Here is a 26,363-nt window from a genome sequence, read left to right on the forward strand (position 1 = left end):
TTAAAGCCCCTGATTAACGCCATCTTTGCAGCGTAAACGCCACTCTTGACGCCCTGTTAGATCGGTTTCTGCCGATTGGATATCGTAAGTTCTTCCATCCCATAAAATGCGGCATTGGTATAACAGGCTTAAATCAATGGGGAACCAACGAAAATTAATCCTTGCAGTAGTTTCAGCTTGTTTGGCATCCGCTGCATAAAACTCGCGACCAGCCCCTGTTAATACTTCTGCAGCGAGCTTATCGAGGGGTTTAGCACCTAACATGAGGGTTTGCCATTCGATGAGATCACCACCTGATTGGGGATCCTGAGTTATTATCGGTTGTTGAATATGCACCCGATGACGTAAACGATGAGCTAGCATTAGATGCCCCAACCTATTCGATATGGCGTTAATTTTATTTCTGCTGCTTTGCGCAGTTTTGCCGCATCTTCTGGTGTTGCTTGATAGTTTGCTTGCAGTAAAATCATTACGCCCATAGTGATACTTGCTGGCAGCTCTGCAGTCGTTTCATCAAGCAGAATAGTAAGGGATTCCCTTCCCATAAATTGACAGGCTTCATCCTCGGCGGCATTGAGCAATAATTGCAGTTTGGCATCATCCTCATCGTGGATAACGTCAAGAAATTGCTTGGCTTGCTCTAGGGAAATGGTGCTCACTGAGGACTCCTGAATAACTGATTAAGCTTTAGCTTTTTTTGCAGCAGCGGCAGCGGCCTTAGCATCTGCTTCTTCTTTTGCCTTGGCTTCAGCTTCTGCAGCGGCCTTAGCATCTGCTTCTTCTTTTGCCTTGGCTTCAGCTTCTGCAACGGCCTTAGCATCTACTTCTTCTGTTTTTTCTTCCGGTGCGCGCTCAACTAATTTATTGTGCTTTAGCTCATTAAAATGATGTTCATCCACTTCAAATGGTTCTGATGCGCGCGTTTTTACTTCATTTCCTAAATAAAAGGATTTAAGTGCAATGGCGAGAATTTTAGCCATGGTATTGCTCCTATAAATTGGTCTTGATAAAAACGACAAAGGCCGAAGATATTCGGCCTTTGTGCTTTTAGTTATCAGTTAAGTGATTTTGCGCTGTTAGTCGAAGGTGAAATCGCCAGTCACAAATGCTTCAGGGCGATAAACTGCTAATGCTAAACGTTCTTCAGCACGGATAGTCACCATGTTGTTTTCAAAGTCTTTGTCGTTCTCGGTAGAGATTAGGACTTCAATATCCATACGGTCATAAATCTGTGCACCCATTTTGAATGCACCGACTAAGAACTCGTTTTGCACAATTGATTGGGTTTCAACTACAGGACGATTCCACAATGTTGGGGCAGTTTGGCCTTGTGGTTTACCGATTAAGTAATTTTTGTTGCTGTCTTTAAGCATCTCGATCACAGCCCAATCGATTGGGTTAAGTACGATACCGTCGGCAGCGTATTCAGCTAAAGCTGCTTGCAGTAAAGCTAATCGAATACGATCAATATGCTGCTCATCAACAACAGCGGCACCTGTTGGCTTAACGTAAGCACTAGCTTGCGGGATAATACCGTGCAGGTTAGCGCCAGTATTATTGCCATAAAGAAGCTGTAATTCTTCTTTAATCATTAATCCATATTCAGCGCGTGCATTGATGAAGCTTTGCAATTGTTTTGCGTCATCTAAAATCTGGCGACTAGCTTTAAACAGATGGGCAATGGTACGCACGCCTGCTTGCACTAGTCCAAAGGTAATCTCTGAATAGGGTTTACCAGTGTTTTCCGCAACTGGTGCAGCGTTATTAGTAAAGCCAGTTTCCTTTACATATTCAACGCTGTTGCTTTCAGTTTCACCTGGGGCAATCAAATCACGAATAGTTAATCGGCGCTCTGGACCACCAATAATTCCAGCCATGCGATCAGGGCGAACTAATGCACCGCCTGAACCTGTGGCGGAAGTAATCGCTGAACGTGGCATTTGCACACGACGACTACCACGAAATGAGCTGTTTACCCCTTCCATTTCTTTATCGGTCGCAACACGCTCACCGATCGACAGTTCACGTTCTTCTTGCTGACTTTGCGGTCCCTTAAGCAGCTTTTGCTCAGCTTCTTGCAAGCGAGCTTGCAAGGCACCCTGTTCTAACAGCAGCTTATCGACCTTATCGCGGGTTTCGGCATGCATTTCACCAGAAGCCTTGATCTGCTTATTGGTTTCTTCTGCCGCCGATTTAATTTGATCACCAATCTTGGTTAGATTGGCACCTAATTCTTCTACTTGTTTTTCAAAATTTGGGTTTGGCATAATCGCCTCCAGTTATTTAGATAAAATGGTGTTTGATGCGTTGATTAACGCAGTTAGATCGGGGGCGACAGCGTTTTGCGTATCGGACACATCAGCATTTAGCGTGATGCCGCCAGCAGCGCTCGGCGTACTGGACTTTAAATCTTGCAATAGTTGACGGCGTTCACTGCGCGGAACGCCTGCTTTTGCCATGGCGGCATCGACTTTTCGTAGTGAGTTCGCGCTGGTGTTGTCGGTTGATTCGCCAATTTCAGCAGCGGATAAAGTGCCAGCCGCAAAGCCAAGTTCTACGGCCTTTTTGCCGCGGATAAAGGTTTCTTCATCCATCATGGTTGCTATGGCTTTTTCACTCTGCCCACTGCCTTCAACATACAAATCGACCATGGCAGCATCGAATTCTTCCATGTCATCAGCAATGTTTCGCAATGCATGGCGGTTACCGATGGCAAATACCCAACAGTTGTGGATCATGAGGAAGGCAGAGCTGGCGACAAAGCGCGCATCATCAGCACCAGCCATGTAAATGACGGATGCGGCAGAAGCAGCAAGGCCAAGCACTTTGGTGGTCACTTTACCTTTGTGCTCAAGCAAGCGGTTATAAATGGCGATACCTTCGAACATATCGCCACCGGGAGAATTGATGTAGACGGTCACATCTTTATCTGCGCCGATACTGCGTAGCGCAGCATCGATACGCTTCAGTGTGACGCCTTCGCCATACCAGTCCTCGCCAATGATGCCGTAAACCGTAATGGTAGATTCAGTGTTTTCAACCGCGGCCTGAATCGCTGGGTTCCACAGCTCTTGCGCGCGCGGAGAAATATCGCAGCGCACTCCGCTCTGCGAGAAGCTTTTTGGAAATGGCATGGTTTACCCCTAATTGTCTTGATTAAGCCAGCTATTTAATGCGGCTTGTACTTTTGCAGATTCAGATTGAGCACCCAGCTGATCAATGGGGGCTAAGTTGGTTTGAACAGTTAACACATCGGCATTGCCGCCACGGCGCGGTAAGTTTTCTTTAACGCGGCAATCGTCACGGGTGTAAATACCGTTTTGAGTCATTTTGCCGTAGAACTCTGCTCGTGATGCGCTATCGCCACGAAGCAGGGCTTCAAGGTTATATTGAGCGTACTGAGTTTGACGCTGTGCTGGAGTGAGCAAGTTGATGCTAATTGACTGCTCAATGCGGCGGATCCAAGACGATAACGTTAAGGTGACAAAGCCGATCATCTTTTGCTCTAACCCTGTGCCCCAATTGCTATCTTTACCACCAAAACCAATTAATGAAGGGTCCACTAAAAACCAGCGGCATATTTCTTCAACGCTGTAGTTTCGCGATTCAAGTAACTGAGCATCAATCGGGTTAATGCCAATCAACTCAGGGCTAACACCTTGTTCAAGTACAGGGGATTTACCCGCGTTCATTGCGCCAGTGATGGTTTTTACATATTCGCGAAATTCCACACGTTGAGGTGCAGTCATTATCCGGTCAACTTTAAAGGCGACTGTCTTTGTCATACCATTTTTAAAGGTGTTAGCACTGACATCTTCGGCTGACATAGCGCCACCAAATACATTGGCAGCATAGGAAATAGTCGATAAGCCAATCAAACCATCGAGCGAGAATGCGGGAATGTGCATCATGTTTTGCTTTTCGATTTGACGTTTTTTACCTTTTCTTGGCGTGTACCAATACACTAGGCTGCCGTTGTCGGCGAGATCGATATCCATGCGGTGTGGCATAAGGAAATCGAGCGCGATAATGTCAGCCCCTGAACGGTGGATCTCAATGAATGCATTGCCCTTTAGCAGTAAGGAGGCAATGACGGCCTCCCAAAACTGCATTGCTGTCATATCTGCATTTGGCTTAAGACTTAATACATTCGATAGGCTGCTTTGAACCTGTACTCTGCCGCCATCACTTTGGCGCTCGTATAACCCCAATGGCAGCATGGCAACGGTTTCAGCAATGCGGCGAACACAGGCCCAAACAGCTGCAAGCTGCAGGGCGGTATTCACATTAACCGTTTTGCCGCTTTTTGAGGTTGCCATTAATTGCGACCAAAAATCACCGTCTGTGAGCCTTAAGGTTTTACCCATAAAACTATCTAACGATGCAAATGGTTGGCTTGCCGCTTTCGCAATGACTGAACCTAATGAGTTGGTTGGTTTCACGCAGCCATTCCTTTACGTAAAAATGAGGCGCCAGCGAATGCAAACAATGAACCCGCTAGTAATGACCAGCCAAGCCCAAAAAGAATGTAAACGCCTGCGACAGCCAGTAATGAACCTGTGAGCGCTAGGGCAATGAATAGAGCAAGTGGTGTGTTCATTAGTAAATTGGGTCCCTTATCGCTGCTAACCAATCTTCGGTATCATCTATGCCATCTGACTCTAATGCCGTTCCCACTGCCATTGCGGCGGCGACTACGCCATCGATGCGGCCTGTGGATTTTTTCTTGGTAAAAATACGGTTGTCTTTAGCGTCTGCCTCAAGCACTGCGCTTGCTGCGTTCCACCTTAGGCATGGGTTGGTTTTGATTCTGATCTGCTTACTGGTGATCAGCTTTTCGAACTCTTCAATTGAGCGTGGCATCCACAGGTTTGATTCAGATGCTTTGTAGTAGCCCTGCCCGTGCTTAACCAGCGGGATAAACACGTTTGCCTCGGCTAGCTCTGGTTCGAGGTAGTGGATTCGGTATTGGTCAAAGCCGATGCATTTGATATTGAACTGTGCTGATAAGTCGGCGATGCGTTCGGCGACAAAGCTGTAGTCCACTGCATGCCCGGGTGGTGCATGGATAAAACCTTGCCTTAACCATGCTGAATACGGCACGTTATCGGTGCGTTCACGGTCAAGCAACGTGTCTTTTGGTGTCCAAAACTCGACTAATAAGGTCTTTAATTTAGGGAAATAGAGCCCTAATGCCGTTAAATCTCGGGTACCGGATAAGTCGAGCCCGCCATAGCATTCTTCGCCTAAGAGTTCGCTGATATCAAAATCATCTTCACAATCTGTCCATGTGTCGGCTGATAGCCAAGGTGAGGCAGAATCTACCCACTGACAGAAGTTTAAGCGCCGAACAATGCTCTCTTTTGCTGGCATGCCCTTGGCTTGTGTAACCTGTTCACGCAGGTATTTAAGCGTGAAGGTGTGCCCTAGTGACGGGTTAGCTTTTTGCCAGCAGCTTTCGTCATTAATCGGGTCGTCACCTTCATCGAGCGAACAGATAAAGGCGAAGAATGAGTCATCTTCTTTGGTACCCGCACAAATGGCCTTGCCATATTCGTGGTATGAGTAACAAACGCTGGTGCGGTCGTGGCCTGAGTTGGTGATCATGAAGATCAGCGCTTGCTTGCGGCCTTTGGTGCCGGCGCGCATCATTTCAACGACGTTGTTATTCTTGTGTTCGTGAACTTCGTCAATCAGCGCCATGTGTGGACGTGGGCCTGATTGGCCGTTGTCCGAACTTATTGGCCTAAAAAATGAGTTCTTTTCGAGATAGGCTAGGTTCCACACGCTCTGGCCCGTTCCCGATTTTTTTAATCTTGAGCTTAACTGCGGCGACTGGTTGACCATGGAAACCGCATCGCGGAATAAGATCATCGCCTGATCTTTTTTGGTCGCCGCGGCATAAATTTCCGCGCTAGCCTCGCCATCGGCGACTAAACCGTAAAGCCCTATTCCACCTGCAAGCGGTGATTTACCGGAACCCTTGCCACTTTCGACATAACACATGCGGAATCGGCGGGTATGGTCGGCATCTTTCCAACCAAACAAGGAGCCAACAATAAAGGCTTGCCAATCGAGCAGGTGGAACGGCTTACCTTCGTGATCACCGCCACTTAAGCGCAATACTTTTGGGAAAAAGCTGATCGCGCGATTGGCTGCGGCTAAGTCAAAATAAATGCCACGTTCGTGGCCTGTTTCTAAGTCTTTTAAATGCCGTTTACAGGCGTTACGGATGTCTGGTCCCGCTAAGAACTCACCTGATACAACTTGATTGGCCCAACGAGTGACGCGATCTTCTATATCATCCGAAGAATTTGTCGACTTCGTCTTTTTTCTTGGCGACATCAGTTACCTGTACTTTGCTACGGGCTGATGGGGTTAGCCCAAATTCAACGAGATAGGCTCTAAAGCGCCGATCGGCATCAGCCAGCATTTGCACGGCTGGGTTAGCCTTCATTAGCATTTGCTCGACTTGCGTAAATTCTTTGGTTTCTTCATCGATGTTTTCGCCGATGATTTTGATACTTTGGTAGGTTCGACCGTTTTGCTTAATTTCGTCTCTGAGCTCAAGGATTTCAGAGTAAACATCACATAAACGCTCAAGTGCCATACCATCGGCAAGGGTAAGAACTCCCATGTTTTTTAGTAGTAGGGTGAGTTTCTTCCATGCGGCTTTGGCTCTTGGGCTTAAGTGAGCTGGCATGCGAGGAATACCGGCTTGCAATTTCGGCTCTTTTTTATTGAGTGGCCGCTTGCCTGGGTTGCCTGTAACTAGCTTGAGCGCGGTTGGCGTGGTTTTTCTTCCTACTGCCACTTTTCACCTCAATACTTGTTCCAATGGTGGTTAGGGTCTGTAGGCTTGCCGCTTTCATCAGCGCCAGGCTTTACCCCTCTATTCTCCATTATTTTTTTAGTGCTATCGTGGCAAAGCTTACAAAGCGGTTGCCAGTTGTTGGTGTCCCAGAACAAGGCTTGATCGCCTTGGTGTGGAATTTTGTGGTCCACGACTGTCGCGGCTGTGATCTTGCCTTTTTGTTCGCAGAAGCAACAAAGCGGGTGGCGACTTAAGAATGTTTCTCTGGCTTTTTGCCAACGTCCACCGTACCCACGTTCAGCAGTTTTACGCTTATCATCACGCCAGCTAGGTTTTTGACTCATAACTCATCGGAGCCATCTAAATAGCCTGATTGTTCTTCTGGCTCTGCGGCCATCATCTGATCAACGATTTCAAGGTTACTATTTACCAGCTGACTGATCGCTGTGGTTTGGTCGGTTAGTGCTGCAGTAAGGGCTTTCATTTGCTCAATTAAATCGTCTTGAGTGCTTTGGTTGATAACTGGCGGCTTGGTACTGCCCTGAAATGTTGGGTATGCCGCATTTAATGCAGTGACATCAACCCAATCAGCGGGTACCAATGGCACTAATGATTTTGCGCCATTTCCGCCATTACCAATATCAGATTCGACAGCTGGAACTGAAACGATAGCGCCATTGAAGATTACTACGACTTTATTCATTGCCGTCATCCATATTGATTACTTTTAAGTTGCCTTGTTTAATCGCGGCCATTCTCGCTTCGTGAAATTCTCGGTTTTGTTTTTTCTTTTCTCGCGAGAGACGAAATTGAACTACGAATAAAGCGATTGTTGATGCGATACCAAGCAACAACGCAATATTATTGAGTGACAAAAAGCCGCCTATTGCTGTTGAGATCGAAGCAATATAGCTTCCGGTTGTCGTAGCTTTATCCATAATTGGCGCCAATGGTTTGATATTCATTGTTAGCCTCCGATCACTCGGTAGACAGTTTTGATTTTTCGCTTTTAATCCATGTTTCTAGTGCTAACCAATCTCGGTCACACAATGAAATCACTTCAATCAACGAATTGGTGTATTCAGAAAGTTCTTGGTTTTTCTTGCTGGAATATCGTGGCGCTAGGCACTGGCTGATCAGTTCCTGTGGTGGGAAAACATACTTTATCTTGGTGACGGTAACGGTTCGCACATCTGGCTGAACGCTCGAGCACCCTATTAAGATCTGCAGGGATATCAGCAGTGCCCCAAGATTTCGTTTTTTCATCACTGGCCCCATTAAAAATTTGCTTCAATTCTTTATTACTTGCGGCAAATTCCTGCTTAATTTCGTTTCGATCACGTTCACGATTGCTTAATGCTTTCGCTAATAAGCTAAGGCTAGATAACAAATTTTCTTTATCTTTTTCAGCAACTTCAAGCGAGTCTGAAACAGAGGTCAAATCCTTTTGCAAGTTTTCCCTTGATTGCTCAGATCTAGCCAAATCACTCTTTAACTGTGCTATTTGACCCTGATTTATCATCAAAAACACACCTAAAGCAAAAATGGAAACGACCAATAAACCGATAACTAACGCAATGATTTTATTCTTTAATGTACTGAACATTTTCAAGACCTTCCTGCGCCAGAAAAAAAGGTTTCATTTCGCGGTTTTGTATAAAGATGGGAGCGCACGGTCAGTTAGGCAAAAGTCCCAAGGTTTCGACCCGCCCCACCCCCACTGACAACGCCTCAACCGATTCATAGGCGTTGATTTCATGGCTTTTACCGAATGATTTGACCGCTGACATCATGAATTTAAACCCTTCTGTAATCGCTGCTAATCGCGTTGTGTTGGATATTATTTAGAGTGAATCTACTGCAGTGAGTCAAGGCAGCGCTTATGCCGCTCTTGCACTCGAACCCAGACTCCATAGCAGCGCTTGTTGCCAGGCGTTGAACAGTCATAGCCAGCGACAGTGCGATACTGCGGAAGCAGAAGTGCATCACATGCCTGTTGATATTCGCCTTTGATTACATGATCACGCATGGGTGAGTTTGACCATCGGCCAATGCCGTACTGGTAAACCCAATCGATATAAAGATCGTAAGATGTTTGGTTAAGCTCAGCATTCGGTAAGCTATTGCGGAAGCGTTCCTCATCCTTTGAGATGTGAACCTTAGCTGTTGTAAGCGCATTAATAGGGGTGAATTTCTCACCAAGCTTTACGGGACGACCATCAGCGTGATACGTAGAACCAAAGCCACCAGTAGGCCTATCTCCTTGCACCGGCACTGTAGCGACTGGCGCAAACCCTTCAGAGGTGATCAAGGTAATGAATGCTGCAGCTGATAGGCTAAGGCCTGTGACTATCATCTTGTTGCGCATTGAATTAACCCCAAAACAAAAAGCCCCAGCAGATGCTGAGGCTTCAAGTTGAACAATAATTTAAGGTGCAGAAATGCAAAAACCACCGTTAAGGTGGCTTTAGATGCTTTAATCCGCATTGTTATAGCACGATAGTGAATCTATTGTTCTGGGTCAATAGATGCTGATGAGCCACATCTTAGATTATTTTTGAGTTTTAACTATTTCAGTACTCAGCTTAGCTTAATAAAAATCACATCTTCATCATCAAAACTACGCATTATTATCATTATTAGAATCATCGTTTTTTTGCAAAGATATTAAGTACATTCCTATACCAGAGATTATTGTAACTGGCCATGGTATTGCTAAAAATTTAAGGCCAACTAGAGGTAGCGTGGGTGTAGATGCTAAAGATATTGCATTTAATGAAGCTATTTTTACTTGCTCACTACTTGCTTCACCATAACAGCACCAAGATACAAAATGCTCGCAGTTATTAAACAACAAATTGTATCTATTCTCATTTAACCTAGAAAATGCTCTTTCTACTCTCACATCAACATCAAATATATGAGGTTTTTTATCTACTACTAAGTAGCCATTTCCCTGAGTAAATTCTTCAATTGTTGTTACTTCAATCATTCCACTTTTTAAGAATTCACTAAATCCTAGGTAATGAATTACTTTATCATCTCCAATACATAAGCCATGATGATCGTATAGCCTAATACTTAAGCCACCCAGCTCCATTGAAGTACGCTTTGATATAAGGTGATCACCTTTTCCCATATAGTCAAACCCTCAAATCATATGAAATATGCATAATATTCTAAAAGGCTTTAGCATTTTATCCTTGGCAAACAGCCCCACTTGGTAGTGTACTGGGGTGTCAGTAGCTCACGCCGCATTGCCCACTTTTGTTCGATACCTTGAGCGGCTAAGAACAAGGTATCACGGCCATAGCGTAAGTTAATGCCATCAAGTGTTTGCATCAAAGCTGGATCTGCTTTCGGTGCGTTAAATAAGTCGAATTGCTGATACTTGTCACAACTTAGATTAATGAGCCCAATGCCGATCTTGTAATACCTCACACCTTCTCTAAATAATTTAGGTGCAGCAGCTGTCATCGCTCTGGTCATTTCTACAGTGCAGTTGGTAGCACAGGGGAAGTGAACAATAGATTTGAAACTTGCAGGATGTTCGTCGTAAGGAGAATTGCTGGCGAACTGTAGCATTGATTTACAACTTGAGCCTTGCGCCCTTGCCTTAGAAGCGGCAATTGCGACATGTTTACTCAAGGCCTGCAGGAGTGAATCAAAATCAATAATCCTTTCGCCAACTGAACGGGTGGAGAATATCTGTTGCTTATCCGCTCTGGCTTGGTCCCATTGTTTACATTCTTGTCCATTGAGTTCACGCACTGTGCGTTCAACCTCAATGCTGAATTGCTTTCTAGCAAGTCCTGCTGGCATTTTAGCAAGATCAAGAGCGGTGTTGATGTTCATTAACTCAAGCTTTTTACTAATCCGCTGACCAATTCCCCACACCTCACCAACTGGTGTTTGCTTTAAAATGGCTAGCCGTTCTGTCTCATTATCAATTACACAAACACCGCTATAACCCGGTAACTTTTTAGCTGCGTGGTTTGCAATTTTTGCCAGCGTAAGGCTAGCAGCAATGCCAACACATACAGGTAAGCAAGCCTCTTTCCATACTGCGCGACGGATTAACTGTCCTTGTGTTTTTAGGCACTTAATCGCTGGATAACAATGCTTGAAGGAAAGAAAGCTTTCATCGATAGAATACACATGTTGATCCGGTGCAAACCGACCAATAATTTCCATCATCTTAGACGATAGGTCGGCGTACAACTCATAATTTGAAGAGCAAGCAATTACACCGAGTTTCTGACACTGATCTTTTACTTGAAAGTAAGGCGCAAATTTAGGTATACCAGCTTCCTTGGCTTGCCTATTCGCGGCAACGATACATCCATCGTTGTTGCTTAGTACGATTATTGGCTTGCCACGCCAATCTGGTCGAAAGACTTGCTCTGCACTGCAGTAAAATGAGTTGGCATCAACTAAGGCATACATATTTGTGACGCCAATATAGAACAATGGGTGTGCAACCTAACAGACCGAGTTACAACCCCTTCAATACGGAAGTCATCGTAATCTTTAACCTCAACGGCTTGCTGTTGTTCATTAGATGATAAAAGCATTTTTCTGGCTTTGTCATAGATTTTACACACGAACTCGCCGTTCAGCGTTGCAACGATAACGTTACCTTGTTGAGCTGTAACATGCCTGTCCACAATGAGTACGTCACCGTCAAAGATGCCAACGCCTTGCATCGAATCCCCCTGCGCTATACCAATGTAAGTAGCGCTAGGATGTTGCACTAAAAGCTCGTCCAGACTTAAACCGAGCTGTGTGTATTCTGCTGCAGGGCTTTCAAAGCCATGAACCCCTGCGTGTGCCGGTACAGCTATAAAGGGAAAAACACGCATAAAAGCACCAAATCACTGTATATAATTACAGTGATTATAGCGCTTAAGTTTTAGTTAGCAAATTTTGAATGATTTAGTTATCAGTTAACTGACTTTTTATGTTGGCTACCATGTGTTGATGCACCTTTATTGAAAGGTTTCTTGCCTGAATCACCAAATCTAACGTCACCTTCAAATACAGACCATGAGTTTTCCATATTTGAGATTAAGCTATCTCGATTCTTAATCTGACCAGCAGCGTCTTTGGCATAGAGAACGGCTTCCCTTAGTTTACCTGCGGTATAACCATTAAGATGACCAACGATATTTGAAACCATGAAGTCTAGCTTTCTAATCGATGGGACCGCATTCTTTTTAGTGCTTGATTTTGCAACCTGATCGATTAATTCCCTAAGCTGCTTTAGTTTCTCATCATCCATAATAAAACCTTATTGAATTACTTATCACTTAACTGATTACTAGTCCTGCCATTTATTGAAAATACTATGCTTTCTGAAGCGCTTGCGCTTTGGAAGTCCTTAGTAAGATCAACCTCGATGAACTCTCCAATCTTATGTTTAGTTACTATCCATGCATGATAGGTATCACGATCAAGCGATGCCATCATTTTACATTTATCAATAGCCTCGCTTTCACTGGTGAATATGCCAACTATCTCCTTCCAGTAAACGCCTTGCTGCCTAACTATATAAATAATTTGACTTTCAGAATGCAAAGGAACGGCATCATGCTCACTTGCTTCGGTATAATTTGGGATATTAATCATAATGTTTGGTTCTTAAATTTTGCTATCAGCATACTAAACTCATCCCATAGGCAATGTCTATTCCAGTTGGAACGAACACAATCTTAAGGCCGATCTTCTTGGCGTAGTAATACTCGGCGGTGGCGCCATCTGAATTGCGCCAACCGGGCAACATCACTATCTCACTGCAGGCGCGGATCATGGCGTAACAGATATCCATGTACTGGGGTTCAGTGAGCCCAACTGGCAACCCTGCAGAGTGCAATACCACTCTGCCCGTTGCGGCCAGTTCCTCTGCTGCACTAAAGAACGCCAGCTTATTGGCCTCGACATTTCCACTGATTGGCCCAGCGATATAGGTGGCAATCACTTGCCACCTCGCTTATTAAACCTGTATAGCTTTACATAGCGCTTAAAAAATAGCGGGATCAACCCAATGCAATGAGTTCTGATCTTGTCGTGTTGCTTAGATATATCCGACAAACACTCTTGGCAAACCTCTTTAATGTCAGCGGTTTGATATTGTCCACTTAATGGGGTAGTTGGCTTTTTGGCACTACAAATATCACAGGCCATTACACTTCTCCTGCATGCTCTATGGCTTGGCGCACCGTTGCAGGACTATCTCCTACAAATATTTCAGTACCATTTTCAAGATAAATCTTGGTACCGGAATAACCATTGCTGCTATATGGTTCAAAGTGGGTGATCTGATCCAATACAACATAACAATATTGACCAAAGCCATAAGGCTTGAATTGTGCTGTTTTACTCATTGGCATTAATCTCCGAAGCTGATACCAACTTGAAAATTTCATTCGATATTAGTGGTACTTCAAACAGCATTTCAACGGGTAATACTGGTTGCCAAACTACCCAATTACCTTTTATTGAAGCCTTGATGCCTAGTGCCTCAGCTCGCTGCAAAAACTGTTTTGCTAACTCAGTTCTTGTTGATTTATTATTCGTTAAAACCTTCGCTTTACTCATTAAATATCTTCCCTTTGTGAAGATGCATAAACCAACCCGCAAACCAATTACACCAACGGTTTAGGCTGTTTTACAATTAATTCCTGTCTTGGCACTGTCTTGATTTACACGACCAATAAATGGGTTATAAATTGCCATTAAATGACGGTGCCACAACTCAATCGCTGCTCTCTTTTGGTCTGCTAAATAGGTATGGATATACGCTTGATCTAGCTTGGTCATCGAGTGGTTTAACATCTGCTCGGCCACCATATAATCAATCCCTAAGTCAGCCCAACACGACCTTGCTAGCTTGCGTAAATCATGGGCAGTCCATTCACTGTTACTCACTTGCTTAACCAAACTATTCGCCGACCGTTCATCTAATCCACCATTGCGACGAGGATGCGGAAATAAATACCCGCCGCGATACCCTGCTGCTTCCTGCGTGGATTTATGCCAACGTAATACATCAGCCATTAATGGGGTGATCGGGATAGTCAGTTGGGCATGCGTCTTAGTAATGTCGGCAGGGATAACCAACTTAGCATTGGCCTCGTCGTAATAGGTCCAGCGCAGTAAACGGGTTTCACCGATACGGGTACCGTAAGCCAGCATGATAAAAATAAGCATGGCGGCGCCATCGTTAGCATTACCTATATTCGTTAGCAGCTGCAGCAGATCAGTGGATTGTAATTTTGGTGGCTTAGTCGCAATGGGGGTCGAGATAAAATCGGTAAAACTCAATGATGCCAGCGGATCATCACTAATCAACTTAAGCACTGTCGCCTGTTTGAAGGCCTTACGTAAAATCGCGTAATACTGGCGAACGCTGCCTAATGCGTAGCGAGCCTGCAGGGGCCAAATCAATAGCTCATCGACCTTATGATGATTAAGCTCACTCAGCATCACATCACCAAGCACAGGGATTAAGTGCTTGGTGATGGCGCACTTGATATTGCGTTTGCGCTTCAACGATAAACTGGTATCGGTTTGTGACCGGCTTAAATACCAATTCAATAACCCGCCGCAACTTAGCCAGGTGTTAAATTTCACACTCTGATCTTGCCTATGCTGCATGCTGAGCGACGGTAAATCATCCAGCATGGCCTTAGCGCTCACTAGTGGCCAGTCGGCAACCTTAGCCCAATTCGCCTTGCCGTCTTTATAGGTGATTAAGTGCCAGCTACCACGGCTGCGTGAACTCGCCAGACGCAGTCGCAGCGGAAACCTTGGATCCCTGATTTCAGTAATAGACTGATCGGCAACCGCCCGTTTAATGGCGGCGTCACTTAACGCAATACAGGTCACGGCCATTAGTCACACCTCAGGTTAGTGCGGCAATCCGCGTAAAAATACTGGATGGCAATGGCCTCTTTATCTGCAGGTGATAACCCCACCTTAAACAAGTCAGCAGTCAGTTTTTCAATCAACTCAAACTCAGACATGATCAAGGATTGCTGTAGCTTAATCAGCTCATTATTGGCTGTTACATTCACGCCAACACCGCCACATTGATCACAGCAATGCAGCTCAAACATCGGCCTAACTTTGCCAACTCCGCGGCAGGTTCTGCACTTGGGCAGCGCATTGATCCGGCGTTTAATCGACTCTTTGGCAAGCATCATCGCTTTATATTCAGGTGTTGATAACACGCCGTCTTTACAGAGCAAATCAAAGCGTTCATTCAATACTGACTGCTTGGCGAGTACCGCCATCAAGCGTTTGTTCTGGCGTTCTAGTGGCTCGATACGGTGGCTGTCAGCATTACCAATCGCGGCATTGGCGTCTAATTCATCACGGATCACCCGCACTGCAGCTTCAACGCCACAAGCCAAATCAACCGAGCCCATAGACTCGAGTTGATCGGCCTCTTTAACTAGGCGCTTAACTAAGTCGTTTACTGTCTCAATCATTTAGATAGTGCCTCAGCTAGCGCTTTATTGTGCTCATTAACCGCTTTCGCACACTCTTCAGCGCTATCAAATTGATACACAAGCTCACGGCTGCGACCTTCATCATGGGCACAAAAGTAAGCAAAGGCGCAGCGGCGTTCTATCCGGCTGACTTGTTCAAGTGTTTGCTTACTCCAAAGACGAGTCGTCCTTGTTTCAAGTACGTGGCCTTGCCTCCAAATGACGTGATTAAATTTAAGTCTGTTATCTGGTGTACTCATTAGTTCACCTGCTCATTTTCAGCAGCGACTAAGCGCAATACCCGCTTTGCATGGCGTTCGGCATCGGCTTGATGATGGTGCAGTGTGTCGACGCCGCTCATGTACTTGTCGTAAAAATGCTGGCTAAATTGTTCTGCAGTGATCTTGGTACCGCTTAAATCACAAAACGATTTAGTCAGCTGCTCAACCGTGTTCAACCTCTTTCCTGTACCACTGCAGTGTTTGCACTCACCATTGCGGTGATAATTGAGTTTTGTTCCTTCGCACATATTGCAAATGCGGGTTCCGCACACTTCATTCACTGCCAGCTTTGCCAGCGCAGTCGCCGCAACAGGCCTAAAGTCGGTTTCATACTGTTTGGCTAAGGCGTTGATCAGCAAATTCTCGGCATCAATATCGCCGCAAATACTGGCCTCTAATACTTTAACGCCGACTAAATACTTACCCTGCACCTGCGCGACAACACCCATAGCATCCTCCTTACTAAAAACCCCTTTGCCACCGACTGCAGCGCCAATCGCAACACCGCGGGGCGACAACAACTCAAATAAGCGCTCTATCGATATCATCGGTCAGTCCCTTGATGTGATTGCGCAGTCGGTGCCGCACTTTTGTGAATAATGGCCAGCGCCATACGAAATACACGGCTCTCTTTCGATTCAAGCGGATCAATGCGCGATACCGAGCTTTCAGGCTTGCGAGTCACATCTTCTCTCACCAATTTTCTTAAATACAAAGCATCACTGAGCTTGGAATTACTGACACCCGCCTCTTTACACGCCTTTAAAATCGAATAGCCGCCAACATATAAATCAATGGCCTTTTCAAGATTTGAAGCACATAAAACCGATCTATCACGGAATACCCCGCGCTTTTTTAGCGCTCTATTGAGTGCGCCTTTGCTAACGCCTGCACGTTGGGCTGAGTCAATGATCGATAACTGTTGATTGACGTAGAATGCGATCGCTTTATCAATGCGCTCATCAAACGATAATTTTAGAGTTGTCATTATTCCCCCTGCCCAAACATGGCGATCAGTGCAGCATCGCGAGTGTCGGCATTGCTGCGCCCCGTCCAACCGGTGATCTTGTTAAAATAAACACTGCTATCCTTGGCTTTTTTAATCGGACCACGCAGCGGCTTTACCAAAGTGACTTTGATGCCCTTATCCTCAAGCACTTCTTTAATCAGTCTGGCCGTGGCTTTCACCTTGCCCAAGTCCTCAGCGATACTCATGTTCACCTTGGCGTTAGATCCGCTTTGGCTAGGTGCATGGCCAACGTAGGCAAGCAATGGGTTTTGCCCTTTAGCCGACAGCCTTAACCGCTTAGGAAACACCGGCTTCCTGTTATCCACATCTTCAAGCAATACAGCGCAAGGAAGATGGCTTTTGCTGATAACAAACTCAATCAACTCACTAAACCCCATACTTTTAAGCGTCACTATTTCGCCGTTAACTACACTCGCCACCCCGCTTTTAGTGAGGTCAGGATCAATGCCAATTCGAATCACGCTATACCCCTCTAAAATGCTTGGACTGCTGTACTAAAAACCGATTCGCCTGAAAGCGACCATCGCGCCCACCAATGGCAAATAAACGTTCGTACTCGACAGACACTGAATGCTTAAACTGCTGAGGAATAACAGACATGTGGTTTTGAATCCGCTTGGCGTCTGAATCACCACTACGGCAGTGATAAAACAACGGGTATTCACGCGCACACCGAAAGCCTTGTGCGAGTAGATCAGCGGCAGAGTACTGAGTCGGAACAAACAACACGGCATCGTTAACGGCATCTTTAACCGTGATAGCAGCCGCAGTTGGCGATACAATCGCGCTATAAAAATCAGGCGCATCTGCAGGTAACGGTTTAATTGCCAGAGCCATTTGCAGTCCTTAGCCCAAACTTTTGGCGCAGATCAGCGATAATCGAACATGCCTTTTGATTTTCAACTGGCTTGTTTACAGGGGCAGCAAGCGCCTTAGGAATACACGCATCAAAGCTTTCACCCTTCACCGCGCGGCGGCACATAACCTCATAGTTGCGTTTAAACAAGGGCCATGTTTGCTGCTCAGTACGGTTTTGCAGCTCATACCAACCCGTTTCACGGCCGGCGGCAAATACAGCGCCATGGCTCCAATTGTGCTCACTCGGCCATCGACCATGTGAACAACACTCCCGGTAAGCTTGTTCTGCACTAGGCAAGCCCAACTGTTCAGGCGTAGGCGTACACATAGCCACGAACTCCGCAGGGTTAACGCTCCATGGCGCGGTCGCTGCGCGTTGTTTAAATGCCTCAATACCGATCATCACCTCACTAACACTCAAACCTGCCTCGCCAATTTTGCTAACAAACTCCGCCACTACACTGCCAAGCTCAGCACCAAACCGATTGCTAAAATCACGACTGTACAGGTTCATAGTCGGCATCAATTGTGTGGCCACCACAGTGGTGATCTGTTGACTGCTCGAGTTGCTCTGCCATTTCCCGCAGTTCACGGAATACTCTGGCTGTGGGGTTCTCATAGCGTTGATTGTGTGCGGCAGAATCGTTTGCAGTGGTTTCATGTGATGTTCTCGCTAGCAGTTTGGCGTTAAGTTTGTCCCATTGTTTACGTAGGGTTTTGGGGCATAACACATTGCTTGCCCAAAATGAGTCGGTATTGGCAAACTTAAACAGCTTGCAGATTTCATGGTGAGTGCGTTGGTCTTGCACGCGCATTAAGCGCACTTGGTTTGCCCAGTCAGGCCAGTTAGGCTGCTTTGCAGTGGGGTTAACAATCAGGACTTTGTTGAAGATGTACTCCGCACAGGTTAAATCGTCCTGAGTGCCCCAAAGTTTGCCATTCGGAGTTTGAACAGCAGCATCGAGTTTTAATGGCTTGTCGGTCATTGCGACAGCAATGTTCGACGAAGAGATCTTTTGTATTTCTTTTGTATTAGTGTCTTTCTTTTGTATCTCTCGGTTCTGACAACCTACGCTGTCGGTTTCGACAATGGCATTGTCAGAATCGACAATAATATTGTCAGTTTTAACAGTGTATTTTTTACCGTTAATCGAATGCGATTTTTTGTCTTGCCACGCCGAAACAATCGGGTTAACGCCAACTTTACGACCGTCTTTTATGATGATATCGCGCGCAGTAAGCGACTTAATTGCATGACAAATATTGCTTGTTGTAATCCCCGTCATGTCGGCTAATTGCTCTAAGCAAACCCAATCAGTGGCCTTGCCATAGCCGTAGGTTCTACGGATCACAGCAAACACAACACGGCTTTCACGATCACTCAATTTCGTTCGGCACAGGGCATCCACCAGCGTATTGGAGAGTCGTAAATAACCATCATCCAAGTCTGCTTTCACCACCCCACCCCGCACTTGTTGTTTGTGTACAGCAACGGGCCGTAACGGCACCACATTGCTGCCACCAGCATCATGATTGACGCTAAGTTCTTGTTCTTGTAACATCGCGTTACCTCGACTTCTTCAAACGTTTCTAGGTATTAAGCCCACGGCCCTTCACAGCTCTAGTGGGCTTTCTTATTTCAACTGCACTGCACTACCTGAAAACTGATACCCCGCATCCAGTACCCGCGCCGCAATACCTTCAGCACTCGTAGTTGGTGACTGCCTGATCACATTCGCCAGCAAGGCAATGTCTTGATTGCGCTGAATCCGCGCAAACGCCTCATCTTCTTCAGGGGTGTAAGGAATAATTTCTAATGATTTTTCGCGTGACTTATCAGTTAACTGATTTGCGTTAAACCGTGGCGTAAAGACTAAGTTTCTACCTGCCATCACGTTCTCCCATTAGCCTTTAGGCGCTCATGGTCATGGCGACAGTCGGCATCACAAAAGTGACTTGCGCCAGTAATCTTGGTTAAGCAATAGTGGCATCTACCAGTAAACGGCAATGACGGCTGGCGAACGCCTAGCGCGGCCTTGATATGAATGTCTTGCTCAATGGCAGCTACATCTGCAATATCACTCATTGGATGAGCTCTTTGATAAGGCTTGCGAAAAAGCCACTGTCACAGGCTTGTTAGGTTGCAGCTCAATACTAAAATCATTCACTTGCGGCAATTCCCGCACTTGGCTGCTCACTACGGCTTTAAGTGACAACACTTCGCGTACTGTGTTGGTCAGTTCGCGGCCGATACGTTCAAACTCGTCAGGGGTGATCACCCCATCAGCGCGGGAGTCGCGAATTTCTGCCAGTGCAATACCCATCTGTTCGCTAATCAATAACAGCTGATCGCTCAACTCTTCATCGCAGTTAACCGCGGCAGGTAGCTTAACGAACACGCCCCCACGGCTATGGCACCAAGCCGACACAATACGGTCGTCATCGGCCAAATCAGTTAGATGAATCGCATCACGTAGGTACAAGTGATTGCTGTCGTTATCAGGGTTGAGCTTGTTGTACATCACACCGGGCTGCTGGAATAAATCCTTCGCTAGCTTATCTACACCGTAATCGTGCCCAAGCGCATGGGCGGCATAGAGTGGATCGGTACATGAGAGACTTTGGCGCTTTAATGTGAGTTTACTCATTGGGTTAGTTATCCTGTGTATCAATCAATTGATTTGCAGCAGGTAGACCACATTCCAACGGGTCTGGGAAAACATCAGTAAATGAACATGAGGAGCCTAAACGATTGAGAGCATTTACTACTTTCCAAGCCATGTCATAGCTAGGTTTTCTATTCCCATTGGCATAGTGGTTAATAGAACCTTGTGAGATTCCAACCTCGCTAGCCAAATCATCCTGAGACCGATTAATGGCCTTCAGTATTTTTTTGATGTTTGTCATATAGACTCCGTTTTTTGCCTAACCCAGATATTACACAATGGAATACAAAACAGCAAACAGTTATTACATTATGGATATTCTGCAATCAATTACAATAGGTAATAATTGCTCTATGAAAATTAGTTGGATTGATCTGGTTAAAACCAGAATGAAAGAAGCTGGGGTAACTCAGTCAATGCTTGCTGAAAAGATGGGAATGTCTCAAGGCGCCATCGCTCACTGGTTAGGTGGGAACAGAAAGCCAAGTATTGAAGATATTGCGTCCATGATGAGTATCGTGGGGATTAGTCACATGACTTTGGGGGCAGATGGATTGATTGATTACCCTGATTCTGTGCTGGGGAATACTAAGGAAGTTCCAGCGAAAATCTCATATGTAAAGTCATACCCAGTTATCAGCTATGTGCAAGCGGGTGCTTGGACTGAAGCAGTTGAATCCTGTCCAGCTTCAGATGAATGGTATGAAACAACAGAGAGAACAAGTGAAAACTGTTTTTGGCTGCGTGTTTCTGGCGATTCAATGACATCACCTTCTGGCGTTAGCTTTCCTGAGGGAACTCTAATACTCGTTGATACTGAGCGAGATCACCAAAATGGGTCTTTTGTAGTCGCAAAGCTAACTGACGTTAACGAGGCAACCTTTAAAAAACTAGTGATTGATGCTGGGCAAAAGTTCCTTAAACCTTTAAATAGCTCATATCCTACTCTTCCAATTAATGGAAATTGTAAGATTATTGGTGTTGTAGTGGATGCAAAAATTAAAATTTTCTAACTAGTTAGAATTTTGAATGATAAAGGATTATTACCATGAAGTTGTTCATCCTTTCGCTAATGCTATGTGTACTATCTGGATGCGCAACATCAGAAGTCTCAGTGGAAACTGCCAAGCAAGTACCAAATGAACGGTTATTTATTAAAAATAATGTCGATGGAAATGCCGTCATTACCATTATCAGGGATAGCGGCTTTTTGGGCAGCGGTTGCAATATTAATGTTTTTATTAATGAAGAGTTAGCTGCGACTTTAGATGTATCTGAAAAGGCGACATTCAATGTCAAAGCAGGTGAAATGTTTCTTGGGTTACAGCTAACTGGTAGTGGCTTATGCATAAGTAGCAGCCTCCGCCAGTCAGAAACCTCGATTAAAAAAGGACAACATAAAATTTATCGAGTTGCTCTTGAACCTTCTGGCAGCATGGCAATATTACCTAGTGGTTTCTATAAATAAAACGGATGCAATCAGAATGGATAAAGAAACCGCAGATTTTTTAGCAAAACACCCATATATCCCTACCAAATTTATCGCACTAGATGCCGAAACCACAGGGTTTGAGGCTGGTATCGATAAAATTATAGAAGTCGCTGCGATCAAATTTGATTTGCTATCTAATGATCATCCTGTATTTGAATCGTTGATTAATCCCAATGTAAAAGTCCCACGCAAGATCACTACTATTACTGGGATAACTAACAAGATGTTAGTTGATCAACAAACCTTTGCTGATGTAGCGCAAGACCTAAAGCAATTTATAGGTGATCTGCCAATAGTGGCTTACAACGCCAAGTTTGATAAAGGTTTTTTAGATGCTGAGTTCGCTAATGTTGGCATCATACTGAATAACCATTACCACTGTGCATTGAATCTGGCAAAGGCTGCATTCAATTTGCCTAATTACAAATTAGCCACAGTGGCTGAGCACTGTAATGTCCAGCTTAATGAAGCGCATCGCGCTAAAGCTGATGCGATTGCCGCTGGCCGAGTATTTATGCGAGCAGCAGTGACATTAGGCCATATCAATGAGATTACCCCTAAAAAACCATTTACTAAATCTTCAGGCGCAGACCATAAAGCATACTCACCCAATGAATTGGGTGAGCTATACGGTCAGACAATCGTCTTTACGGGCGAACTGTCCATGACTCGCGCCGAAGCTTTTGAAGCCTCCGCTGAACTTGGGCTTGAAATTAAATCAGGTGTATCTAAAAAGACAAATTATCTTGTCGTTGGTGAACAGGATCAAAATCTAGTTGGCCCAACGGGTATATCCAGCAAACAGATAAAAGCAGAAGCTCTTATCGATGAAGGCTTTGACATTCAGATTTTAGATGAAGATGAATTTATGGCGCTGATAAAAGGATAGCCATGACAATTGAAATAAATCAAATTATTCGGCGCTTAGACCAAGGCGCTACACTACCTTATATATGTGGATGTAGTGATGGTGCTAAATATGTTGTAAAAGGGTCTAATACCACCAGAAAGCACCTTGCCGTCGAACTACTTTGTGCGTTTTTATGTAAAGAGTTTGGCCTACCAATACCAGACTTCGCACCTGTACGAATCCCTCAAGAGATAATTGAAAGCGGTGCTTTTCCTGATCTGGATATCGAATGGTGCTTTGGCTCAAAGCTTGTTGAAAACCTTACGGAAATGGTATTCAGTCAAGTTGGGGATATCGATAAACAAACCATGTTAGATCTGTATATTTTTGATTATTGGGTGAAAAATTCAGATAGATGCCTTACTAAATTTGGTGGTAACCCAAATGCTTTTTATGATTTAAACCAATCGTCTATTGTTATATTTGACCATAACTTAGCATTTGATGATAATTTCTCAATTGCTAACCATAAAGATTTACACTTGGCATCAACTGTCTGGAATTGCGAACAAAAAAGGATGGATGATCAGCTAATTTATAGTGATAGGTTCGATGCGGTTATGGTGCATTGGCAACAATTCGCAGATGAAATTCCGCTGGATTGGTTCGATAATGAAGCAGCAAAATCTAGCTTCCTTGACACCATCAGGGTAAGATTACTTTCTTATAAAGACATTCAATTTTGGGAGGGGATAAAGTGACGGTACTATGCCACTACGCCATCATTCGCTTTATGCCGTTCCTCGAAACGGAAGAGTTTGCCAATGTTGGGGTGCTACTTTTTGCACCAAAAACAGGTTATTCATCTTTTAAAATGGCGCCAAAACGCTTCGCCAGAGTAACTGATTTCTTTGATGATCTTGACGGAAACATCTATCAAAAAGGTCTGGATATTTTTCATACTGAGCTACAGCGAGTAACGGAAGATCATTCATTTTTAACAGGTAAAAACCAGTTAAGCGCCTTTCAAGAAGTGACCCGGCTACGTGAAGGTGTTTTTCGATTTGGCAACATGTCAGCCATTTTGGCTGAAGACCCAGCGAAAAAACTTGATGAACTTTATGACTATTTCGTTGGTCGTGACTTTGTCACCAAAGAGTACCGCGAACAAGTTATGGTAAGAAGTTTGCGTGGTGGTTTACGGAAAAATGTAAGTGACATGCATTTTGTTCAAAAAGAATTAACAGGTGAACTTAATACAGCAATAAAAATGCCGCTAGTTGCCACTTTAGAGACTCATCTAAAAGTAATAAAGCCACTTGCGTTTAACCACACTAAACCAATAAGCTTACTGGAACACGGTGAAAAGTGGATAGGACGAGCAAAACGACTGCTCAACAATGAGACGGTACAACCTCGGCACATGCTGTTTACTGTAGAAAAGCCTGCAAATTGTAAAAATGAACTTGAAGCGGCCTACTTAGAGGTTGAACGAGAAATGCTTAACTTGGGAGTATATGTATTGCCATTTGCTGATAAACAATCAATTTATCAATTTGCAAAACAACTACAAATACCAGATGAAAAGCCTTTCCAGTTAACCTAGTCAACTGTTAACTTAAATAACAGAAAAAACCCGCGAATGCGGGTTTTTTATGCTTCGCCTCACAGTAAAAACTATGGCTCTTGTGTTCCATTGCCATTACCGCCGCCACTTTGTATTGGTCGCTTAGTCGTTGCTATATCTTCAGCATAAATACCGGCACTAATAATGGCGCCACCAATGCGGCGCTTACCGTAACCAATGCCGACTGGGTTCCCTGCGGCGGTGGTATTAACTGCGCCGCCAAAAGCATAGCTTGGGGCGTTCTCAGCAGCCTCCCTGCCCTTAAGCCCTTTCGCTTGTGGTGAAAGCATTTGGATAACACCACCTGCAACCATACTTACACCGGCTCCAATTAATGGAGCACCAAATGGTGTCGTTGATAAAAAAGCTCCAGCAATAATTAGGACTGCCCCAACAATAGTTTGCAGTACTCCACCGCGCTTACTGCCACCGATAACAGGCACAATGCGGATGTCTCGAGAACCCGCCAAATCAAATTCATCTTCACCTGTGTTTTTACCATTACGAAAAATTGCATAGCGTAACCCAAGCTTGGCCTGTTCTTTAATGAACTGCTCAAACCCCTTAACCGTGTTTTTAATGGCGCTAAATGCCTCTATCGTCGTACCCGTATCTAAGTAGCGCTTATGCTCACGGCCAAACTTTTTGGCTAGTGATCCTGACAACTTAATAATAGTGCATTGATTATTATCCACGATTACCCCCTCCAATCTTCAGCTCAAAAAACACTGTTCGCCTTGTTGAAACCATCAAAAATCTATCCATTTTATTGCCCATTAATTACTGCCCCTCTAAATATCAACACTAATCCCTTAAGCAATATTATACCAAACCGAATTATTATTCCATTTTGTAATTGACACAATAATTCCATTATGTAATATTTATCGTATCGGCGACATGCCACGTTCTTTAACAATCTGGCCCATGAACAACTAAACCCGCCTAGAGCGGACTAGGTTACTCCGAGGATCACGCGGCGGAGGATAGTAATCCGCGTAAACAGACCTATACACCGCTATTGGCGACCGGACTGTTTGAGTGGGAAGAGCCCATAAGAACAGGTACTAAATGGTTTCACTGCGAGCATGACCCAAATATGTGTATAGCCCCGCCAACCATCGGCGGTGTGGTAGATGGACAATCGCCTTGGCAACAGGGCGCATTGGGAAGGTGGCTGAATAGTAAGACTCGACTACCGACTGAGCCAACCGTGGTGCTATAGGCTCCACCCTTTCGCTAACTGGAAATGAGCGCCAGTCAGTCACCTTCACCAATGCGAATAACAAGGAGAACGCCATGCAAACATATGGCAGAAGTTCATTAGAAATTACCGAGGATAACCTGCTTGAGCTGGTTGTCCCTGTATTCAATATCAGCCGTGGTGACGCACAAAGACTGTGTATTCATCGCCGCGAGCTAGGTGCGGAATTCAGAAAAGCAGGCCAAGCACTGCTAGATGCCTGGGAAGGCACAAATGAACAGATTGAAAGCGTCAATCGCTTATTGCTTGCAAAACAATTAGCGGTTTTGAAATCACACTAATCACGCCAGCCTGCGGCACCAGCAGACAATCTCACTAGAGGACAATCCCATGTAAATCACTAGCCGTTAGAAGCGGCCACTTACAAGCGCAGGTCATGACTGTGCCCCGAGTATCCATGTCGATAGCCAGCTTTGGATCTGGTTAGGGTTAATAAATAAAGGTCCCACTGGTAAAGCAGCTGAAACGCCTGAAAGTTCGGCACCAGTTATTAGCGGCATAGCGCGGCAGAAGACGGGTTCAGGCCGCCGGATGACGTAACCGGCACAACACATCTTTAAGTTAAAACATCCATATCGAGGTCAGTATGAGTAATGAAAAATGCAATTGTTTTGACGATTTATTAAGTAGAGCCAAAGTTGAACTTAGAAAACAGGTAAATGATGATGTGACTGAGTTTGATGCAAAATGGATAAATTACTCATTCTTCATGTCAGGTGATCATTGCCCTGTAAATCCAAAGATAGAGCTAACTTACCGCGAAATAAAACGTAGCGGTGAACCTAAGGCTAATCTCACCAAAAAGCAGATCAGCATCCTATGTAGTCACTGCCCAATGTGCGGCAGGAAGCTTGCTGGAAGTGGTGGTGATGTTGCTCAAGAAGATTTGCCTAACGATAAAATCGAACCATCCGGAATTACCGGATAGTTCAAAGATGTTCACCTGCAGGACGCGAAACCATGAAAACTCAGCAACCCGACTTTCTCGA

43 protein-coding genes are annotated in these 26,363 nt (G+C 44.9%); 7 read left to right on the forward strand and 36 right to left on the reverse strand.

The genetic code is table 11. The features are described from left to right. The 35 genes from L5M40_RS14985 to L5M40_RS15155 all read right to left on the reverse strand — a co-directional run bounded on the left by L5M40_RS14985 (position 1) and on the right by L5M40_RS15155 (position 20,382). Positions 1 to 363, reverse strand: a complete 363-nt coding sequence (locus L5M40_RS14985; RefSeq protein ID WP_259523973.1) for a phage head closure protein — start codon at positions 361 to 363, stop codon at positions 1 to 3. Continuing rightward, the gene (locus L5M40_RS14990; RefSeq protein WP_071938897.1) at positions 363 to 659 is read right to left on the reverse strand and encodes a head-tail connector protein; all 297 of its coding nucleotides are present in this window, start codon (positions 657 to 659) and stop codon (positions 363 to 365) included. The genes L5M40_RS14985 and L5M40_RS14990 overlap by 1 nt, the downstream gene beginning before the upstream one ends. A 21-nt stretch (positions 660 to 680) precedes the next feature. After that, a complete protein-coding gene (locus L5M40_RS14995; RefSeq protein WP_263256853.1) occupies positions 681 to 980 on the reverse strand; it encodes a hypothetical protein in 300 nt (99 codons plus the stop codon). Between the two features lie 96 nt (positions 981 to 1,076). Then, positions 1,077 to 2,267, reverse strand: a complete 1,191-nt coding sequence (locus tag L5M40_RS15000; RefSeq protein WP_263256854.1) for a phage major capsid protein — start codon at positions 2,265 to 2,267, stop codon at positions 1,077 to 1,079. Between the two features lie 12 nt (positions 2,268 to 2,279). Further along, positions 2,280 to 3,134, reverse strand: coding sequence for a head maturation protease, ClpP-related (locus L5M40_RS15005; RefSeq protein WP_012587923.1), 855 nt, complete (start codon positions 3,132 to 3,134; stop codon positions 2,280 to 2,282). A 9-nt stretch (positions 3,135 to 3,143) separates the two neighbouring features. After that, positions 3,144 to 4,442, reverse strand: coding sequence for a phage portal protein (locus L5M40_RS15010; RefSeq protein ID WP_263256855.1), 1,299 nt, complete (start codon positions 4,440 to 4,442; stop codon positions 3,144 to 3,146). Next, the gene (locus L5M40_RS15015) at positions 4,439 to 4,600 is read right to left on the reverse strand and encodes a hypothetical protein (protein ID WP_173496331.1); all 162 of its coding nucleotides are present in this window, start codon (positions 4,598 to 4,600) and stop codon (positions 4,439 to 4,441) included. Before L5M40_RS15015 ends, L5M40_RS15010 begins: the two co-directional genes overlap by 4 nt. Then, positions 4,600 to 6,345, reverse strand: a complete 1,746-nt coding sequence (locus tag L5M40_RS15020) for a terminase large subunit (protein ID WP_263256856.1) — start codon at positions 6,343 to 6,345, stop codon at positions 4,600 to 4,602. The genes L5M40_RS15015 and L5M40_RS15020 overlap by 1 nt, the downstream gene beginning before the upstream one ends. Further along, complete coding sequence (locus tag L5M40_RS15025) at positions 6,302 to 6,814, reverse strand: phage terminase small subunit P27 family (RefSeq protein WP_263256858.1); 513 nt, start codon at positions 6,812 to 6,814, stop codon at positions 6,302 to 6,304. Before L5M40_RS15025 ends, L5M40_RS15020 begins: the two co-directional genes overlap by 44 nt. Positions 6,815 to 6,822: 8 nt before the next feature. Then, positions 6,823 to 7,158: an HNH endonuclease gene (locus L5M40_RS15030; protein ID WP_173496333.1), complete on the reverse strand. Its 336-nt coding sequence runs from the start codon at positions 7,156 to 7,158 to the stop codon at positions 6,823 to 6,825. Next, positions 7,155 to 7,517: a hypothetical protein gene (locus L5M40_RS15035; RefSeq protein ID WP_263256859.1), complete on the reverse strand. Its 363-nt coding sequence runs from the start codon at positions 7,515 to 7,517 to the stop codon at positions 7,155 to 7,157. Before L5M40_RS15035 ends, L5M40_RS15030 begins: the two co-directional genes overlap by 4 nt. Continuing rightward, entirely contained in the window at positions 7,510 to 7,779 is a 270-nt protein-coding gene (locus L5M40_RS15040; protein WP_012587930.1) for an HP1 family phage holin, read from the reverse strand. Before L5M40_RS15040 ends, L5M40_RS15035 begins: the two co-directional genes overlap by 8 nt. Before the next feature lie 116 nt (positions 7,780 to 7,895). After that, entirely contained in the window at positions 7,896 to 8,420 is a 525-nt protein-coding gene (locus tag L5M40_RS15045) for a hypothetical protein (RefSeq protein WP_263256860.1), read from the reverse strand. 249 nt (positions 8,421 to 8,669) lie between these two features. After that, the gene (locus L5M40_RS15050) at positions 8,670 to 9,182 is read right to left on the reverse strand and encodes a glycoside hydrolase family protein (RefSeq protein ID WP_263256861.1); all 513 of its coding nucleotides are present in this window, start codon (positions 9,180 to 9,182) and stop codon (positions 8,670 to 8,672) included. A gap of 252 nt (positions 9,183 to 9,434) precedes the next feature. Next, positions 9,435 to 9,953, reverse strand: a complete 519-nt coding sequence (locus L5M40_RS15055) for a lecithin retinol acyltransferase family protein (RefSeq protein ID WP_263256862.1) — start codon at positions 9,951 to 9,953, stop codon at positions 9,435 to 9,437. A 50-nt stretch (positions 9,954 to 10,003) separates the two neighbouring features. Then, the gene (locus L5M40_RS15060) at positions 10,004 to 11,260 is read right to left on the reverse strand and encodes a Y-family DNA polymerase (RefSeq protein WP_263256863.1); all 1,257 of its coding nucleotides are present in this window, start codon (positions 11,258 to 11,260) and stop codon (positions 10,004 to 10,006) included. Beyond that, positions 11,248 to 11,676 (reverse strand): LexA family protein, encoded by a 429-nt coding sequence (locus tag L5M40_RS15065; protein ID WP_263256864.1) that lies wholly within the window; start codon positions 11,674 to 11,676, stop codon positions 11,248 to 11,250. Before L5M40_RS15065 ends, L5M40_RS15060 begins: the two co-directional genes overlap by 13 nt. An 80-nt stretch (positions 11,677 to 11,756) precedes the next feature. Next, on the reverse strand, positions 11,757 to 12,095 hold the full coding sequence (locus tag L5M40_RS15070) for a hypothetical protein (protein ID WP_263256865.1): 339 nt from the start codon (positions 12,093 to 12,095) through the stop codon (positions 11,757 to 11,759). A gap of 17 nt (positions 12,096 to 12,112) precedes the next feature. After that, a complete protein-coding gene (locus tag L5M40_RS15075; RefSeq protein ID WP_263256866.1) occupies positions 12,113 to 12,442 on the reverse strand; it encodes a hypothetical protein in 330 nt (109 codons plus the stop codon). A gap of 25 nt (positions 12,443 to 12,467) precedes the next feature. Further along, positions 12,468 to 12,791, reverse strand: coding sequence for a DUF4406 domain-containing protein (locus tag L5M40_RS15080; protein WP_263256867.1), 324 nt, complete (start codon positions 12,789 to 12,791; stop codon positions 12,468 to 12,470). 205 nt (positions 12,792 to 12,996) lie between these two features. Beyond that, positions 12,997 to 13,197: a hypothetical protein gene (locus L5M40_RS15085; protein WP_263256868.1), complete on the reverse strand. Its 201-nt coding sequence runs from the start codon at positions 13,195 to 13,197 to the stop codon at positions 12,997 to 12,999. Further along, entirely contained in the window at positions 13,190 to 13,411 is a 222-nt protein-coding gene (locus tag L5M40_RS15090) for a hypothetical protein (RefSeq protein ID WP_263256869.1), read from the reverse strand. The genes L5M40_RS15085 and L5M40_RS15090 overlap by 8 nt, the downstream gene beginning before the upstream one ends. Before the next feature lie 60 nt (positions 13,412 to 13,471). After that, positions 13,472 to 14,707 carry a tyrosine-type recombinase/integrase gene (locus L5M40_RS15095; protein WP_263256870.1) on the reverse strand — a complete coding sequence of 412 codons (1,236 nt, stop codon included), beginning with the start codon at positions 14,705 to 14,707 and terminating at the stop codon, positions 13,472 to 13,474. Beyond that, positions 14,707 to 15,306, reverse strand: coding sequence for a hypothetical protein (locus tag L5M40_RS15100; protein ID WP_263256872.1), 600 nt, complete (start codon positions 15,304 to 15,306; stop codon positions 14,707 to 14,709). Before L5M40_RS15100 ends, L5M40_RS15095 begins: the two co-directional genes overlap by 1 nt. Further along, positions 15,303 to 15,566 (reverse strand): hypothetical protein, encoded by a 264-nt coding sequence (locus tag L5M40_RS15105; RefSeq protein ID WP_219234339.1) that lies wholly within the window; start codon positions 15,564 to 15,566, stop codon positions 15,303 to 15,305. Before L5M40_RS15105 ends, L5M40_RS15100 begins: the two co-directional genes overlap by 4 nt. Further along, the gene (locus L5M40_RS15110) at positions 15,566 to 16,135 is read right to left on the reverse strand and encodes a TIGR02642 family protein (protein ID WP_263256873.1); all 570 of its coding nucleotides are present in this window, start codon (positions 16,133 to 16,135) and stop codon (positions 15,566 to 15,568) included. The genes L5M40_RS15105 and L5M40_RS15110 overlap by 1 nt, the downstream gene beginning before the upstream one ends. Beyond that, complete coding sequence (locus L5M40_RS15115) at positions 16,132 to 16,575, reverse strand: hypothetical protein (RefSeq protein WP_263256875.1); 444 nt, start codon at positions 16,573 to 16,575, stop codon at positions 16,132 to 16,134. Before L5M40_RS15115 ends, L5M40_RS15110 begins: the two co-directional genes overlap by 4 nt. Next, positions 16,575 to 17,078 carry a hypothetical protein gene (locus L5M40_RS15120; RefSeq protein ID WP_263256876.1) on the reverse strand — a complete coding sequence of 168 codons (504 nt, stop codon included), beginning with the start codon at positions 17,076 to 17,078 and terminating at the stop codon, positions 16,575 to 16,577. Before L5M40_RS15120 ends, L5M40_RS15115 begins: the two co-directional genes overlap by 1 nt. Before the next feature lies 1 nt (position 17,079). Further along, positions 17,080 to 17,454 (reverse strand): hypothetical protein, encoded by a 375-nt coding sequence (locus L5M40_RS15125; protein ID WP_263256877.1) that lies wholly within the window; start codon positions 17,452 to 17,454, stop codon positions 17,080 to 17,082. Then, entirely contained in the window at positions 17,438 to 17,989 is a 552-nt protein-coding gene (locus tag L5M40_RS15130) for a replication protein P (protein ID WP_247651483.1), read from the reverse strand. Before L5M40_RS15130 ends, L5M40_RS15125 begins: the two co-directional genes overlap by 17 nt. Next, positions 17,970 to 19,037, reverse strand: a complete 1,068-nt coding sequence (locus L5M40_RS15135) for a replication protein (protein WP_263256879.1) — start codon at positions 19,035 to 19,037, stop codon at positions 17,970 to 17,972. Before L5M40_RS15135 ends, L5M40_RS15130 begins: the two co-directional genes overlap by 20 nt. A gap of 72 nt (positions 19,038 to 19,109) precedes the next feature. Continuing rightward, on the reverse strand, positions 19,110 to 19,367 hold the full coding sequence (locus L5M40_RS15140; RefSeq protein WP_263256880.1) for a hypothetical protein: 258 nt from the start codon (positions 19,365 to 19,367) through the stop codon (positions 19,110 to 19,112). Next, a complete protein-coding gene (locus L5M40_RS15145) occupies positions 19,367 to 19,561 on the reverse strand; it encodes a hypothetical protein (protein WP_263256881.1) in 195 nt (64 codons plus the stop codon). The genes L5M40_RS15140 and L5M40_RS15145 overlap by 1 nt, the downstream gene beginning before the upstream one ends. Continuing rightward, entirely contained in the window at positions 19,554 to 20,123 is a 570-nt protein-coding gene (locus L5M40_RS15150; RefSeq protein WP_263256883.1) for a phage regulatory CII family protein, read from the reverse strand. The genes L5M40_RS15145 and L5M40_RS15150 overlap by 8 nt, the downstream gene beginning before the upstream one ends. A 4-nt stretch (positions 20,124 to 20,127) precedes the next feature. Next, a complete protein-coding gene (locus L5M40_RS15155) occupies positions 20,128 to 20,382 on the reverse strand; it encodes a helix-turn-helix domain-containing protein (protein WP_263256885.1) in 255 nt (84 codons plus the stop codon). 37 nt (positions 20,383 to 20,419) lie between these two features. Between L5M40_RS15155 and L5M40_RS15160 the strand changes: the two genes are divergently transcribed. The 5 genes from L5M40_RS15160 to L5M40_RS15180 are packed head-to-tail and all read left to right on the forward strand — an operon-like array spanning position 20,420 to position 24,089. After that, positions 20,420 to 21,154, forward strand: coding sequence for a LexA family protein (locus L5M40_RS15160; RefSeq protein ID WP_263256886.1), 735 nt, complete (start codon positions 20,420 to 20,422; stop codon positions 21,152 to 21,154). Between the two features lie 35 nt (positions 21,155 to 21,189). Next, entirely contained in the window at positions 21,190 to 21,609 is a 420-nt protein-coding gene (locus tag L5M40_RS15165; RefSeq protein ID WP_263256887.1) for a hypothetical protein, read from the forward strand. A 16-nt stretch (positions 21,610 to 21,625) separates the two neighbouring features. Continuing rightward, positions 21,626 to 22,522 carry a 3'-5' exonuclease gene (locus L5M40_RS15170; protein WP_263256888.1) on the forward strand — a complete coding sequence of 299 codons (897 nt, stop codon included), beginning with the start codon at positions 21,626 to 21,628 and terminating at the stop codon, positions 22,520 to 22,522. A 2-nt stretch (positions 22,523 to 22,524) separates the two neighbouring features. Then, the gene (locus L5M40_RS15175) at positions 22,525 to 23,244 is read left to right on the forward strand and encodes a HipA family kinase (protein WP_263256889.1); all 720 of its coding nucleotides are present in this window, start codon (positions 22,525 to 22,527) and stop codon (positions 23,242 to 23,244) included. After that, a complete protein-coding gene (locus L5M40_RS15180) occupies positions 23,241 to 24,089 on the forward strand; it encodes a DUF3037 domain-containing protein (protein WP_263256890.1) in 849 nt (282 codons plus the stop codon). Before L5M40_RS15175 ends, L5M40_RS15180 begins: the two co-directional genes overlap by 4 nt. Positions 24,090 to 24,160: 71 nt before the next feature. On the opposite strand, the gene L5M40_RS15185 is transcribed toward L5M40_RS15180, so the two are convergent. Next, positions 24,161 to 24,805, reverse strand: coding sequence for a tail assembly protein (locus tag L5M40_RS15185; protein WP_263256891.1), 645 nt, complete (start codon positions 24,803 to 24,805; stop codon positions 24,161 to 24,163). Between the two features lie 604 nt (positions 24,806 to 25,409). On the opposite strand from L5M40_RS15185, the gene L5M40_RS15190 reads away from it, so the two are divergent. Together L5M40_RS15190 and L5M40_RS15195 are read left to right on the forward strand one after the other, a co-directional pair. Continuing rightward, a complete protein-coding gene (locus L5M40_RS15190; RefSeq protein WP_263256893.1) occupies positions 25,410 to 25,655 on the forward strand; it encodes a hypothetical protein in 246 nt (81 codons plus the stop codon). 305 nt (positions 25,656 to 25,960) lie between these two features. Beyond that, a complete protein-coding gene (locus L5M40_RS15195; RefSeq protein WP_263256894.1) occupies positions 25,961 to 26,302 on the forward strand; it encodes a hypothetical protein in 342 nt (113 codons plus the stop codon). Positions 26,303 to 26,363 lie beyond the last annotated feature (61 nt).

The organism is Shewanella sp. SM68, assembly GCF_025653925.1.
GTDB lineage: Bacteria > Pseudomonadota > Gammaproteobacteria > Enterobacterales > Shewanellaceae > Shewanella > Shewanella oncorhynchi.